This window comes from Pseudomonas sp. SJZ080 (genome assembly GCF_007828295.1).
Classification (GTDB): domain Bacteria; phylum Pseudomonadota; class Gammaproteobacteria; order Pseudomonadales; family Pseudomonadaceae; genus Aquipseudomonas; species Aquipseudomonas migulae_A.
The window spans coordinates 109,881-124,800 of the sequence record NZ_VIUK01000023.1 but is presented as its reverse complement, the minus strand read 5'-3'; the positions used below and the strand labels follow the sequence as shown (position 1 = coordinate 124,800).

General features: G+C 58.1%; 10 protein-coding genes and 1 pseudogene. 6 read left to right on the top strand and 5 right to left on the bottom strand.

What is annotated here, in order from left to right:
• Positions 1-109 precede the first annotated feature (109 nt).
• Positions 110-280, top strand: a pseudogene (locus FBY04_RS32875) (transporter); the annotation flags it as partial.
• Between the two features lie 180 nt (positions 281-460).
• Here FBY04_RS32875 and FBY04_RS25250 read toward each other — a convergent pair.
• On the bottom strand, positions 461-1,918 hold the full coding sequence (locus FBY04_RS25250; RefSeq protein ID WP_145317752.1) for an efflux transporter outer membrane subunit: 1,458 nt from the start codon (positions 1,916-1,918) through the stop codon (positions 461-463).
• Between the two features lie 217 nt (positions 1,919-2,135).
• On the opposite strand from FBY04_RS25250, the gene FBY04_RS25245 reads away from it, so the two are divergent.
• Positions 2,136-3,245, top strand: a complete 1,110-nt coding sequence (locus tag FBY04_RS25245) for an efflux RND transporter periplasmic adaptor subunit (protein WP_145317750.1) — start codon at positions 2,136-2,138, stop codon at positions 3,243-3,245.
• Positions 3,242-6,331 (top strand): efflux RND transporter permease subunit, encoded by a 3,090-nt coding sequence (locus FBY04_RS25240; protein WP_145317747.1) that lies wholly within the window; start codon positions 3,242-3,244, stop codon positions 6,329-6,331. The genes FBY04_RS25245 and FBY04_RS25240 overlap by 4 nt, the downstream gene beginning before the upstream one ends.
• A gap of 203 nt (positions 6,332-6,534) precedes the next feature.
• Here the strand turns inward: FBY04_RS25240 and FBY04_RS25235 are convergent, their stop codons facing one another.
• Both FBY04_RS25235 and FBY04_RS25230 read right to left on the bottom strand, forming a co-directional pair.
• Positions 6,535-8,241, bottom strand: coding sequence for a hypothetical protein (locus FBY04_RS25235; protein ID WP_145317744.1), 1,707 nt, complete (start codon positions 8,239-8,241; stop codon positions 6,535-6,537).
• 187 nt (positions 8,242-8,428) lie between these two features.
• Entirely contained in the window at positions 8,429-9,280 is an 852-nt protein-coding gene (locus FBY04_RS25230) for a nuclear transport factor 2 family protein (RefSeq protein WP_145317739.1), read from the bottom strand.
• Between the two features lie 122 nt (positions 9,281-9,402).
• On the opposite strand from FBY04_RS25230, the gene FBY04_RS25225 reads away from it, so the two are divergent.
• Positions 9,403-10,824, top strand: a complete 1,422-nt coding sequence (locus tag FBY04_RS25225) for an FAD-binding oxidoreductase (protein WP_306092733.1) — start codon at positions 9,403-9,405, stop codon at positions 10,822-10,824.
• An 18-nt stretch (positions 10,825-10,842) separates the two neighbouring features.
• Positions 10,843-11,202, top strand: a complete 360-nt coding sequence (locus FBY04_RS25220; RefSeq protein WP_256667161.1) for a cupin domain-containing protein — start codon at positions 10,843-10,845, stop codon at positions 11,200-11,202.
• An 89-nt stretch (positions 11,203-11,291) separates the two neighbouring features.
• Here the strand turns inward: FBY04_RS25220 and FBY04_RS25215 are convergent, their stop codons facing one another.
• Positions 11,292-12,593: a glycosyltransferase gene (locus FBY04_RS25215; RefSeq protein ID WP_084317830.1), complete on the bottom strand. Its 1,302-nt coding sequence runs from the start codon at positions 12,591-12,593 to the stop codon at positions 11,292-11,294.
• Between the two features lie 96 nt (positions 12,594-12,689).
• The gene (locus FBY04_RS25210) at positions 12,690-13,622 is read right to left on the bottom strand and encodes a GntR family transcriptional regulator (protein WP_145317730.1); all 933 of its coding nucleotides are present in this window, start codon (positions 13,620-13,622) and stop codon (positions 12,690-12,692) included.
• A 194-nt stretch (positions 13,623-13,816) separates the two neighbouring features.
• Here FBY04_RS25210 and FBY04_RS25205 point away from each other — a divergent pair, with 194 nt between their 5' ends.
• Complete coding sequence (locus FBY04_RS25205; protein WP_145317727.1) at positions 13,817-14,872, top strand: spermidine/putrescine ABC transporter substrate-binding protein; 1,056 nt, start codon at positions 13,817-13,819, stop codon at positions 14,870-14,872.
• The last annotated feature ends 48 nt before the right edge of the window (positions 14,873-14,920 follow it).

Here is a 14,920-nt window from a genome sequence, read left to right as displayed (position 1 = left end):
TAATAACTGTGCTCACCATGAGCCCGAATACATTAGCGCAAGCATGCTTTACCGTTCATCAAGCTGGGTTGCAGGAGGTGGGCTGACCATACATTGGTCTGATGACTGCAGAGTTTCGATCGGGTTCGGTCCGACCATCAATCGAATCAGCGGTGAGCTGTCCGGTAGGGTGCCCAATCCACTTAGCCCTGGTCGCAATGACGGAAAACTCAAAAGCACGGGGGACGACACGGCCCTCGGTTTCAACTCCGATATCCTGGTGCAGGCGACAGACAGATCAACGACACCTCGGCGACCAGAGGTGCATACAGTGCCAAATATAAAAACAGTGCCAGCGGGCTTGGGACTTCTGTGAGTTACCGCTTCTAATTGAGTGCTGTTACACGATAGATGCCCGGTCGGGAGTAAGCCCTTCCTCCCGACTTTCAAGAACACATCTCGGGCCTTTTCCCCTCAAGCTTCATCGGCTCGTCACCGTGACATCCCAAGGTTGCCAGCCGCCACCGAGTGACTTGAATACCGCAACCGCCGCTCGAGCAGATTCCGTTCGCGCTTGCGCCCGAGCATCGGAAGCCTGCAGCATCGTCTCGTCAGCGTGCAGGACATCGATCAGGCTGGCCGTGCCTTTCTCATAAGCGATGAACGACGATTGTCGAGCCTGTGTCAGAGACGCTTCTCCCCCAGCGAGGGTGGTTGCTTGAGCTTCGCGATTCATCAGTGAGGAGAGCGCGTTCTCGACATCCTCGGTGGCGCGCAATACAGATTGACGGTAGGCGGCCAGGGTTTCGGCTTCCTGTCCCTTGGCTTGGTCGATCCGGGCGTTTATGCGACCGAAGTCGAAGAGTCGCCAGCGCAGTCCGAATACGCCCGCCGATTGGCTGGCTCCGCCGGTAAAAAGATTGCCTGCGGATACAGCGGTGGCACTCCCCAGCAATGCGCTAAGGGAGAACTTCGGGTAGTACTCGGCAATCGCCTCCCCGATGCGTGCGTTCGAGGCCGCAAGACGGCGCTCAGCCACGATGAGATCTGGTCTGCGGCGCAGCAAATCGGCCGGCGTTCCCATCGTCTTTAACTGCGGCGCTACAGGAATGCTCCCCGCACTTGCCAGTTGCGTACGGTGAGTGCCTGGCGGCGTGCCGAGCATGACATCCAGCGCATTCATGGCAGCATCCAGACCGGTCTGCAGGACCGGCACTGTCGCTTGGACCTGCGAAAGCGCCCCCTCCGTCTGACGAACCTGATAGTTGGCGGCGAGCCCCTTGCTGTAGAGCAATTGGACTTTTTCTAGCAACTCCTGCTGCGTTTTGACTTGCCGATTCGCAATGTCCAGCCGGTTCTGCAGCCCGCGGATAGCGATGTAGATATCAGCGGTTTGTGCGGCGACGGCCAATCGTGTGGCAGCGACGCCCGCCTGGGAGGCCTGGTACTCGGCCAGAGCAGCCTCGCGTCCGCGTCGCAGGCCGCCAAAGACATCCGCCTCCCAGCTGGCATCGAGGTTGACCTCGTAGGAACTTCCGTACCGATCATAGCCAGGTGTTGAATTCAACACCTGGCCGAGTGGCGTCTCAATAGACTGGTAGGAGCGCGCGGCCTGGCCGCTGAGGTTTCCCGAGGGCAGTAACGCGGCATTTGCAGCTCCTAGTCCGGCCCGTGCCTGAGTGACTCGCGCCGACGCCTGCGCCAGGTCCAGATTCTGCTCGAGTGCCTTGGAGATGAAGTCGGTCAGCACGGGATCACCAAAGCCTTCCCACCAGGTGACAAGGCTGGTCGGCGTCGCGCCAGGCCGCTGTTTGACAGAGGGCTGGCCCAAGTAACGATCCGAAAGCGGAGCGTCCGGACGATGGTAATCCGGACCGACCGCACAGCCTGCCATCAAGCCGGTGCTGACCAAGAGAGCAATTGGACGGAGGGGAGGCATGGATATTCCTTCAATAGGGGATATTTGTGACCATATTACTTGTTGGTCACATCCTGTCAATTGACGTAATTTGAGCTGGCTCTGGCTGTTTTCAATGTCCTGTGCAGCTTTTAATGCCGCAGGGAGAAGCTGAATGCTTCAAGGTTAGTGACCATTGACACACATGGTCACCAGGCTGAGAATATGACGCTCGTCCTATTTTTAAGTAAGGGAACCTATGCGCAGGCTTCGACCTATCTCCATTGCCGCTTGCTTGTTGCCTCTCGTCCTGACGGCGTGTGGTGATTCATCCACCGTTGAAGATCCGCGCGTCCATGTTCCTCTGGTCAGGTCCGCAGCGGTTCAGAGGGCCACCGACGCCTCACGTTCTTTCACGGGAGTCGTGGCTGCCCGCGTCCAGGGCGACCTGGGTTTTCGGGTGGCAGGCAAGGTGCTTGAGCGTCTGGTTGATACCGGTCAAACCGTTAAGCGTGGTCAGCCACTGATGCGCCTCGATCCCATCGACCTCGGGTTGCAGGCGCGTGCTCAGCAAGAGTCGGTCATAGCCGCTCGGGCCCGAGCCAGGCAGACAGCAGATGACGAGGCTCGATATCGCAGCCTGGTCGCCGCAGGCGCTATTTCTGCCTCGGCCTACGACCAGATCAAAGCCGAAGCGGATACCGCAAAGGCGCAGCTCAGCGCCGCTGAAGCGCAGGCTGATGTAGCCCGCAATGCTTCTGGTTATGCGGTGTTGTTTGCCGATTCCGACGGGGTTGTGGTGGAGACGCTCGCCGAGCCCGGGCAAGTCGTCAGCCCGGGGGAGTCTGTGGTTCGACTCGCGCGGGCAGGTCAGCGCGAAGCGATCGTGCACCTGCCCGAGACGTTGCGTCCCGCAGCAGGATCCACTGCGCAGGCGACGCTTTATGGCAATGCCACTGGCGCAGTTACAGCGAAGCTGAGGCTGCTTTCTGATTCGGCTGACCGTATGACGCGCACCTTTGAGGCGCGGTATGTGCTTGAGGGGGCGCTGGCCAATGCGCCGATAGGTTCGACGGTCACGCTTCGGATCGCTGAAGGCGCCGCGCAGGGGAATTTGATGCAGGTGCCGATTGCTGCCGTTTATGACCCGGGTAAAGGCACTGGCGTTTGGGTCATCGTCGGCGCACCGGCGAAGGTGGCTTGGCGACCTGTTCAAGTCTTGGGCTTGAGCGACGACTCAGCGCGAGTCGCAGGCGATCTCAAGGTCGGCGAGCAGATCGTAGCGTTGGGTGCGCATCTGTTGCACGAAGGTGAAGAGGTGAGACTGCCTCAACAGGATGACGCCAAAGTTGCCGGGGGTCGTCTATGAGCGAGGGCCGCTTCAATCTTTCCGCGATCGCCGTGCGTGAGCGTTCCATCACGGTGTTTCTGATCTTCCTGATTGCCGTCGCAGGCATCTTGTCGTTCTTTCAACTGGGGCGTGCGGAAGATCCTCCGTTTACGGTCAAGCAGTTGACGGTCATAACCGCCTGGCCGGGTGCCACGGCGCAGGAGATGCAGGATCAGGTAGCAGAGCCGCTCGAAAAACGCCTGCAAGAGCTGAAATGGTACGACCGCACGGAAACCTACACCCGTCCTGGCCTCGCCTTCACGATGGTGTCACTGCTCGATAGCACGCCGCCCGCACAAGTGCAGGAGGAGTTCTATCAAGCGCGTAAAAAGCTCGACGATGAGGCCCGCAAGCTGCCAGCGGGAGTCATCGGGCCAATGGTCAACGACGAATTTTCGGACGTAACCTTTGCGCTGTTCGCATTGAAAGCCAACGGCGAGCCGCAGCGACTTTTGGTGCGTGATGCGGAGTCGTTGCGCCAACAACTGTTACATGTGCCGGGTGTGAAGAAGGTCAACATTATTGGGGAGCAGCCCGAACGTATCTTTGTTTCCTTTTCCCATGATCGACTGGCCACCTTGGGCATTTCTCCACAGGACATTTTTGCTGCGCTGAATAATCAAAACGTGCTCACGCCCGCCGGTTCCATCGAAACCAATGGGCCTCAGGTCTTCCTGCGGCTGGATGGCGCCTTCGATAAGGTGCAGAAGATTGGTGACACGCCCATTGCCGTTCAGGGGCGCACGCTCAAACTCTCTGACGTGGCTACGATTGAACATGGTTATGAAGATCCGGCTACCTTTCTTGTGCGCAATAACGGTGAAGAGGCCTTGTTGCTGGGGATCGTAATGCGTGAGGGCTGGAACGGCCTTGACCTCGGCAAAGCGTTGGATGCGGAGACGGTCAAGATCAATGAAGGTATGCCGTTGGGCATGACGCTCTCCAAGGTCACCGACCAATCGGCAAATATCAGTTCGGCCGTCGGCGAGTTCATGGTCAAATTCTTCGTCGCGTTGCTTGTGGTGATGCTTGTCTGCTTTCTCAGCATGGGCTGGCGTGTAGGCGTTGTGGTCGCTGCGGCTGTGCCGATGACATTGGCCGTGGTGTTTGTGGTGATGGCGGCCACTGGAAAGAACTTTGACCGTATCACCCTTGGCTCGTTGATTCTGGCGCTCGGACTGTTGGTGGACGACGCCATCATTGCTATCGAAATGATGGTGGTGAAAATGGAGGAGGGTTACGACCGCATCAAGGCTTCCGCGTATGCCTGGAGTCATACCGCCGCGCCGATGCTCTCCGGTACGTTGGTGACCGCTATCGGCTTTATGCCCAACGGCTTCGCGCAGTCGACAGCTGGCGAGTACACCAGCAACATGTTCTGGATCGTGGGCATCGCCCTGATTGCCTCTTGGGTTGTTGCGGTAGCGTTTACCCCTTTCCTGGGGGTGAAGATGTTGCCGGACATCAAGAAGGTCGAAGGTGGTCACGCGGCTATTTACAACACCCCTAACTACAACCGTTTCCGCCGGATTTTGACGCGGGTCATCGCTCGCAAATGGCTGGTGGCCGGCACTGTCATCGCTTCGTTTGTCGTGGCGATCCTTGGCATGAGCCTGGTCAAGAAGCAGTTCTTTCCTACCTCTGACCGTCCCGAGGTATTGATTGAAGTGCAAATGCCTTATGGGACCTCCATTGAACAGACCAACGCCACCACTGCCAAGATAGAGGCTTGGCTGCAAAAGCAGGGTGAGGCAAAAATCGTCACCGCTTATATCGGGCAAGGCGCGCCGCGTTTCTATCTGGCCATGGCGCCGGAACTTCCTGATCCGTCTTTCGCGAAGATTGTAGTGTTGACGGACAGCCAAGAGGCGCGTGAGGCCCTCAAGTTCCGTCTCCGCGAGGCCGCTGCTGAGGGACTTGCCCCGGAAGCGCGTATCAGGGTGACTCAGCTTGTGTTTGGTCCGTATTCGCCGTTCCCTGTTGCCTATCGGGTGATGGGGCCCGATCCGTCAAAATTGCGCGAGATCGCTGGCCAGGTACTGGACGTGATGCAGTCGAGCCCGATGATGAGAACCGTCAACACCGATTGGGGGCCGTTGACGCCGACGCTGCATTTCGCGTTGGATCAGGATCGCCTGGAGGCGGTGGGGTTGACGTCAAATTCAGTCGCGCAGCAACTGCAGTTTCTGCTGGCCGGAGTGCCGATCACTGCGGTTCGCGAGGACATTCGCTCGGTCCAGGTGGTGGGTCGCGCAGCGGGTGATATCCGGCTCGATCCCGCCAAGATAGAAGGCTTTACGCTGGTCGGTACGGCGGGTCAGCGGATTCCGTTGTCTCAGGTGGGAGTGGTCGATGTGCGTATGGAAGATCCGATCCTCCGCCGTCGTGACCGCACGCCGACCATCACCGTGCGCGGTGACATTGCCGAAGGTTTGCAGCCACCGGACGTCTCGAGCGTGATCATGAAGGAGCTGCAGCCGGTCATCGACAAACTGCCCGGTGGGTACCGGATTGAGCAGGCGGGTGCAATCGAGGAGTCGGGCAAGGCGGGTAAAGCGATGCTGCCTTTATTCCCGATCATGATTGCCATGACGCTGCTGGTCATCATCCTGCAGGTTCGTTCGATCTCGGCAATGATCATGGTGTTCCTCACCTCACCACTGGGGTTGATTGGTGTGGTGCCGACACTGCTCATCTTCCAGCAACCGTTTGGTATTAATGCTCTGGTCGGTCTAATCGCCCTTTCGGGCATTTTGATGCGCAATACGCTGATTCTGATTGGGCAAATCCATCACAACGCGCAAGAAGGACTGGACCCGTTTCACGCGGTGGTCGAAGCCACGGTCCAACGTGCCCGCCCGGTACTGTTGACAGCACTCGCCGCAATCCTGGCGTTCATTCCCCTGACACACTCTGTCTTCTGGGGGACTCTGGCCTACACACTGATCGGAGGCACGTTCGTCGGCACCATAATGACGCTGGTGTTCTTGCCAGCGATGTACTCCATCTGGTTCAAGATCCGTCCTGTCAACGAAGGGGCAACTGATACAGCGAAACTCGCCTAGTACGCGAGACCAGAGGAGAGGACGACCCCGTCCGCGGGTTTGGGTCTGGAGCGCATCATTTCGGCCGAGCATCCGCGGCAGGCCTCACGCCCCACCCGCAGGACATCAGGTGAATGATGTCGCGGCGTAAGCAATCGGCGCGTTCGCGGACGGTATGGTCGCGCTCGGCCGCGTCTGTCGTCGAGGTTGGCGAGAAACAGGATTTACTGTGCTGTCGTTTGTACGGCGATGCTCATGACACCCCCAACCGCCGGTGTTATCACCCGGTATTCAATAGTGATATTCGTAGCGTCCACCACAGAGCAACGCATGAAGCCCAGGTCCAATGTTTTTACCGTCAGCCCTGTCAATGACTGTTTGATGTCTTGACGTCTGGGCGTGTAAAGCAAGCCGTGAGGAATAACCATGGTCTTGACCCCGACAGTATCCAGATCGCCGGCCAGGGTTGACTGCTCTTTGGAAAGAACCGTCGACTTGGCGCCGCCACTCAAACCCGTGCCTTCGATATTGAAACGGTCCGAATTAGTAATGGGCGCATTTCCTGTTGTATAGGCACCTGAGGACGGAGATATGTCCAGGCTGATCCGGTTTCTGCCGCCGTGTGAGTCCACTGGAGTGATGTATTCAAAGCCAGACACCAAAGTGTTCGCAACCCAGCCTCGGATCCTATTCCTGCTTGAAGTTACTTTCAGGCCGGTCTTGGTCCCACGAATGAATAGATCTGCAATGGCAGTGCCCACACCACTGATAAAAACGCCATTGGAAAATGCAGCTGCTTCAGAATTGTCATAAATCTGCATGACGCCGATGCTGTTAAAGTCCCCTGTGATCCGGGCAACCCACGCGTCTGGTGTGGCTGTAGATCCTGCCGCGCGAGCGAGGCCTCGCCACACGCCAATCATGTTGCGAGAGCCTGAAATGGTAACCATGTCGCCACCCTGGCCACCGAAGTACTGGTTAAGATTGGAAATCAGACACGACCCCGCATTAATTTCCAATGAGCCACCATCCACAGTGATCTGGCCGAATGAACCATTAGTGCCGATATAGATATTCTTGCGTTTGCGGCCGCTTGCGCTTGTCCAGCTCATGTCGCCTTGGAAGCAATGCAAAATCGTGCAGTAAGTGGGTGCCCCGTTGTACGTCCCGTCGAGAACTTCACTGAAATAGTTCCAGCCTTCATTTCGCATGCCAGTGATGTTGTCCATGTGAACATTGTGCGGTCCACGGTTTATCCAGCCGTCTCCGTTGTTGTCACGGACAATCAGGTCGCGAACAAAGCCTTCCTCTTGATCGGCAACTGAAGCATTGCTGGATACATTCGTTGCGTATTCGGTGTATAGGCCGCCGCTAGCACCCCAGCCGATAACAACGTGATCAATTATTGTATAGGCGCCATAGAAGCAGCATGCTCGGCCAGTGCTGTTGTTTTCTCTATTGCCATTGACCTGGACATTTCTTAGTCCGAACCAGGAAGGTACCCGGTTATCTGTTGCGACCGGCAAGCCCGTACCGGTCAAGGCAGAGAAGTTTTCTGAGGTCACAAAGTCTACGTTAGACCCCGCTTGCTGCAGCAGGATAGATACCATGGGGTTCTCACCCTGGATAATGACCCCCCTTGGAATGACCAGGGTGCTGGCTACGTAAGTTCGCGCCCCCAGAAGGACTGTTCCGCCAAGCGAGCCTAGAGCAGCAACCGCATTTGCCAAACCCTCTGTGTTATCGACAAGTCCTGGCAGGCAGTAGTCGTCAGCGTGGACACCGCGCTGCAGTGCCGACTCCACGGTAGACAGTACCGAGCTTTCGCCGCGGGGTGCGAAAGGAATAGGGGAAGCCATCTGAATGGGATCAATCAGGCCTTTTGCATGTGTGACACTTTCAGTGGGTTGATTGAGTTCGCCAGTAGTCATATTTATCTCAGGTTGTGTTAATCCCAAATGCATGGGTTTTATCAGGCCTCATTCGGTTAAATGAAGTCATGTTCAAGCCGCGCCTTCAGGCCGCCAGAATGCGTAGGTGAGCGTTTTAAGATTTACACCTGGTTGCGGTGGTCTTTTGAGTGACAAGTCACTGATACCAAATCCTTTGGTGGAATGTTTAGTCCGTTGCGGCGAAATCTGCCCCGATCTTGCCAAGTCGCTGCACATAAACCTTCGGCGAACACCCGGTCCGCTGCTTGAAGCAACGATAAAAAGTCGACAGCGAATTAAACCCCGCAGCCCCCGCAATCTCATCAACTCGTGACGCATGCCGTTGCGCATTCAAACGTTCAAGCGCCTCATCGAGCCGCAACTGATTGAGAAACGCATAAAACGTTTGCCCCCGAACCTGATTGAGAAAAAACGAAATCTGGTTACGCGTATAACCCGTCGATGCCGCTACATGAGACAGGTCCAGCCGAGGATCCAGATAAGGCTTGGACTGCTCAAAGTACTGCTGCAAATCATTGGAAAGCGCACCGACCTGACGGGCAGACAATCCCAGTCGACTGACGGCATCGGCACTGTATGCCGGACGAATCACAGTGGGCGCCTGGCTGACCAACACCGCATGTTCATTGACTTTGACAATCAATCCATCCTTCACCGACAGCGCCTCGACAGTGCGAAATGAAACCAGGCCGTCGCTGCCATTGAGTGTCACCCGGTACTGCAGGAACGCGGTGTCGCCGTCGATGCGCAAGCGATCGGTGTAGGTCTGCAACTCTTCTGATCCTATCGGCATGCTCGCCGCGAGGTAGTCGCGCAACTGCGAGTATTCGATGGTCCGGTTCTGGAAAAAATCGTTGTACGCGATAGCCGGGTGATAGAGCGCCATCACGCCGTCCAGGTCGCGTCGTTTCCAGGCCTGGTGGTAACGCACGGCGACTTCATGAGTCTGCACACTCGAAGGGTCCGCCAGGAAGGTGGGGGTGGTGTGTAAATCGGGTGCTTCCACGACGAGCTCCATGGCGCAGATCAAAGCGAAGCCGAGAGTATTCCAGAAGCCGTGGTTTTCCGCCCGTGTCCGCTGCGAGGTTTGCCGCACCGTTGTGTCTGTGAAAGCACTGGCGATTGCTTTAGCGTCAGCCCATGATTTTTTCGGAGCATGCGTGCATGACGCTTCACACCGCGAACCGATCCCTGGCAGATGCCCGGCCTTATCCTGTCTGGCAGGAGACGCGAGTTTCTGCGCCTGCCGCACCGAGGCTCACCAGCGAAGTGCTGTGTGATGTTGCGATAGTGGGCGGCGGGTTTGTTGGGTTGTGGACGGCGCTGATGGCGCGTCAGCGTTGGCCTGACGCAACGATCGTTGTGCTTGAAGCCGGGCAATGCGGCGGTGAAGCCAGTGGGCGCAATGGCGGGTTCTGCGCGCCGAGCATCTCTCACGGTGTTTCCAACGCGCTGAAGCGATGGCCCGGGGAAGCGGAGCAACTGGTTCGTTTGGGCAGGGAAAACCTGGTGGCATTTGAAGAGGACCTTCAGCGCTATGGCATGGACGTAGCGTTCGAACGCTCCGGAAAATTGAATGTCGCGAGCCAGCCCTGGCAGGTTGAAGGGCTGAAGTCGATGCAGCGCAACTACGAGCGCTTTGGGATCGATTGCGACTATCTGGAAGGAGAGGTGCTCAAGTCCCGCCTCGATTCACCGGCCTATGTCGCCGGTGTTTTCGAGCCCAACTATGCGTTGCTGAACCCAGTCAAGATGGTCGCGCAGTTGCGCCGCGTGTGCCTTGCGCAAGGTGTGCAGCTGTTCGAGCATTCTCCGGTAACCGGCCTGCGCCAGGACGGAATTCATCAGGTGCTGGAGACCGGACTGGGCATCGTCAAAGCGGCGAAAGTCGCCCTCGGCACCAACATTGCGCCGCCGTTGCTGGCGACACTGAAGTCCAAGGTCATTCCCATTTATGACTATGCCCTGGCGACCCGGCCGCTCGACGATGCGCAACTGCGGGCCATCGGGTGGGTCGGTCGCTACGGTATCGCCGACAGTGGCAACCAGTTTCATTACCTGCGCAAGACCGAGGACAACCGCATTCTCTGGGGCGGCTACGACGCCATCTATCACTTTGGCAGCCGACGCGACGAGGCGTTGACCCAGCGTCCCGACAGCTTCGTGACACTGGCCCGGCAATTTCAATCAACCTTCCCGGCATTGGCGGACGTCACCTTCAGTCATGCCTGGGGCGGCATCATCGATACCTCTGCACGCACCACCATGTTCTGCGGCACTTCGTCTGACGGGCGCGTGGCCTATGCCCAAGGGTTTACAGGGCAGGGCGTGTCTGCCAGTCGCTTCGCAGCGTTGACCCTGCTCGATTTGCTCGAAGGTCAATCGACCGAACGCACGAAGTTGGCGATGACCTCGACGGCGCCTTTCCCGTTTCCACCCGAGCCCTTGCGTTACGCGGGCGTCTCGCTGGCGCAGCGTTCGCTGGCCCGCGAAGACCTTACCGGGCACCGCGACTGGCTGCTCAAGGGGTTTGATGCGTTGGGCATTGGCTTTGATTCTTGAACTGACGTGAGCATGAACATGAACAATCCCGATCACATCATCGATTTTGCCAGCCCGGAGTTGCCCGTCGTCGAACTGGAAACCAGCGATCCGGCGTTGGTCGACGCCCCGTATCGCAGTCGCAGTTGGCGGCACTTTGTGGCACCGCAGAAAAATGCTGTCGGAGGAATCTGGGAAGCCCCCGAGCACCTTGAGCGCTGTGAATGTGATTACGACGAGCTTTGCCATTTGCTCGAAGGGCACGTTCGGTTGACCGACAGCAAGGGCGTCAGCCAGGAGTTCAAGGCGGGCGCCACGTTCGTGGTCGCCGCCGGATTCAAAGGGACCTGGGAGAACCTGACACCGGTGCGCAAGGTGTTCATGATCCTCAGGAGCTGATGCCTGTAGGAGCGAAGCTTGCTCGCGAAAGCGGTGATCAGTGAATAAATCGGCGACTGACCTACCGCTTTCGCGAGCAAGCTTTGCTCCTACGGGGTGGCGTTTGCTTCAGTGTTGGGCAGTGCCATGATCGCCTTTGCGGCAATGTCAGTGCCACGGGTAGCCTGCATGTTCTCGCTTAACGATTCGAGACGTTGCTTCATTGCCTGATCCGCCAGCAGCTGTTCGAGCGCCGCAGGTAACGCGGACAGCGGATCGGCAAACCGCGGCAAGTACCGACCAACGCCGACTTCCTCGGCGCGTGCGGCGTTGTCGTGACCGTCCCAGCAGTACGGAATGATCAAGGACGGCAAGCCGAAGTACAGCGCTTCGCAGAAGCTGTTGTTGCCGCCGTGGTGGATGAACAGCTGACATTCCTTGAGCACGGCCGGCTGTGGAAACCAGCTGTCCAGGTACACGTTGTCCGGGACGGTGGTGTACATGTCCCGATAAGCGCCAACGTTGATGAGGAAGCGGTAGGGCAGATGTTCGATGGTGCCGATCAGGCGCTTCATCATGTCGGTGTCGGCGGCCCCGAGGCTGCCGAAGCTGATGTAAATCAGCGGCGCGTCGTTGTGCCTTGGGAAGTCGGGAACGATGTAAGGTGCCTCGCGACGTACGCAGCCGTCGAGGTACACATAGCGTTTTGGGTCCAGCGGTGGCTGGCGTTCATAACGCACCGGTGTGGGCGACAGCAGCAGGTTGAGCCACGGTGAATCGACGAGGAACTGGCCGGGCGGGCAGGGCGCGGTGCCGTTGTTCGCGAGAAACTGCGAAAAGCGTTCATGGGCCGGGGCGACGGCTTTGCGGTAGTGCTCGGCAAAACGCTCACGGGCCTCTGTGTCGCCGGCCAGGCAGCCTGACAAGTACGGCGGAACGGCGGCATCCGGCAATTCGGTTTCGGCGCAGGAAACCATCCGCACCCACGGGCATCCGGCGTTGGCGATGGCGGGGAACATGACCACGTTGTCGAGGACGATGACGTCCGGTTTAAGGCGGCCGAGCAACTGTTGCAGCGGCTTTTCCGCTTCGATCGCTGTGTCGATGATCGCTTCCCAGGCCGGCGCCACATAACTGTCGATCTGTGCCAGCGGGGTCTGGTCGAAGTAAGGAATATTGCGCTCGATAAAGCGCTCCCAGTAATGCTGGTGTTCCGCGGCGGACAGTGGGCTGGCTTGCGGAATCGGATACTCGTCGAAGCCGTATTCGGCGAAGAGTCCCTGGAAATGTTCGTGGCAGATAAAGACCGGTTTTGCTCCCAGCTCACGCAGTGACTGGGCGATACCAATGCAGTTCAAGGCCGCGCCGAAACTGGCTTCCGGAAACAAGGCGATCAGTTTGTGTGGGTGCATGGCGAAGAAAGTCCATGGCGGGTAAAGCCCGCCGTGCCTGAGATGACTGGATGCTGTCTTATTTTATAAAAAAAATCATCCTGTTTTTTGAAGTGTTCAGCGACGCCCGAACAAATGGCCCTGCGGAATCCCGCGATTGGCGGTTTGCGGGCGCTGGGCGGCGCTCAGGCGCAGGTGCAGGCGCAGCAGGTCGGCAGCGATCTCCAGTTGTCCGCGCTCGATGTGCGCAATGATTTGCAGGTGCTCGCGCAGAGCCTCCTGCAGACGATGCACGCTGACGGTCGGCAACAGATTCGGCAGGCGCCGCAGGCTCTGATGCTGCAGCAGGGCGTCGCCGATAAAGCGGTTGCCGCAGCTCTGGCCGATCAGTTCATGGAAGCTGATGTCCAGTTCGCGAAATTGCTGGGTGTCGAAGTGTTCGACCGGGCTTGAGAGCAAGGTTTGCATGGCGCTGCGCAGCAGTGCCAGGCGGTGTGGATCGGCGTTGAAGTGCGGGCTGAGCAGCGCTTCCGGCTCCAGGATCAGGCGGAATTTGAGGCTTTCTTCGAGGGCGGCGAGGCTGTTCAGTGAGGGGCGAAACAGCCAGGACTGGCCGGGGCCGCGCTCTATCGCCTGGCTTTCGCTGAGTTGCTGCAGGGCTTTCTGCGCCGCGGGCCGGCCGATGTCGTAACGACGCATCAGCTCGCTGATGCTGATGCTGTCCCCAAGGCGCCCGGCCATGCGGTCGCGCAATACCGAAGTTGCCAGTTCTTCTTCCTCGGCTTGTGGCAAGGCCGCGTTGAAGGCCTGGCCGCTCGGTGCGGCAAGCAGTCGATAGCCTTTGCCGGCTTCATGGCTCAGCAGGTTTTCTTCCAGCAGCACTTTCAGTGCGCCACGAATCAGGGTGCGAGACACCTGGAAGGTGCGCGACAGCGCTTGCTCGGCAACCGGGTCGCCGGCCACCAGCCCGGTTTCCTGGGTGTGTTCCAGAATCCGCCGGGCGAGTTCCAGATGATTGGTGCGAGGTTTTTTCTCGGGTGTTGTGCTCAAGCGTCTTATCTCTTTTGGTCGCTTTGGACTCAGGTGCTCATCTTATGCCATGCGCCGCTGAGTCGTCAGGCACGAAAAAAGCGTTGACAACTTTTCTTGCTGGTCCTAATTTCTAAAAAAAAACACGTGAAACCGTTTCTCTTTTCGCCGTACTGCCTTCGAACACAACAATAATCAATCGTCGGGTGAGTATTATGAGAAAGCTGAAAGGCCTTATGTGTCTGGGATTGAGCGTTTCCCTGGCGATCGCTTCACAGGCCGCAAGTGCAAAAGACATGGTGATTTCGATCTGGGACGGTTACATGGCCCCGGATGCGCTGGACAAGTTCAAAGCAGCCAGCGGCGTTGACGTCGACAAGGCTTTGCACGCGACCAATGAGGAAATCATGGGCAAGCTCATGGCGTCTGGCGGTGAAGGCTATGACGTTGTGTTTGTCTCCTCTCCCTTCGCCGAGGTCCTGCACAAGCAAGGTCTGCTGGCCGATATCGACCCCGTCAAAGTCCCCAACCTGAAAAACCTTTATCCCGAAGCCAACCAGCTGGAATACGACCCGGGCAACCATTTCTCGGTGCCATACACCTGGGGCACGACCGGGATTTGCTACCGCTCCGACAAGGTCACGCCGGCGCCGGTGAGCTGGAACGATCTGCTCAACCCGAGCGATGCGCTCAAAGGCAAAGTGACGATGCTCGCCACCGACCGCTGGATGCTCGGCGCCGGGTTCCTGGCCAAGGGCTGGTCGGTCAACGACAACGATCCCAAGCAGATCGCCGCCGTCCGCGATCAGTTGATCGCCACCAAGAAACGCATCCTCGCCTTCGACGACACCACCTTCTACTCCAAGCTCGCGTCCGGCGAGTCGCTGATGGCGCACGCGTGGGATGGCTGGTGCAACTACGGCACGCAAGCCAATGCGGCTATCAAGTTTGTCGTACCCAAGGAAGGTTCCGACCTCTGGGTGGACACCATGGTCGTGCTGAAAAGCTCCAAGCATCAGGAGGAGGCGTTCAGGTTCGTCAACTTCATGCTCGCCAAAGAAAACCACGCCTGGGTGGCGGAAAACATCCTCTACAAAGTCCCGAACCAGGCCGCAATGGCCGGTTTGTCCGCTGACCTGCTCAAGCAATATCCCAACCTGACGATCGCCCCGAGCGAACTGTTGAAGATGGAGCAATTGCGCGATCTGGGCGGCACCACGCAAAAGGCCTACACCCGGGCTGTCACCGAAATCATGGCGGCACAGAACTAAGTCTCGCCAAACGTAAGCCGCATCGATCCGGGGCATGCCCGTCATGCC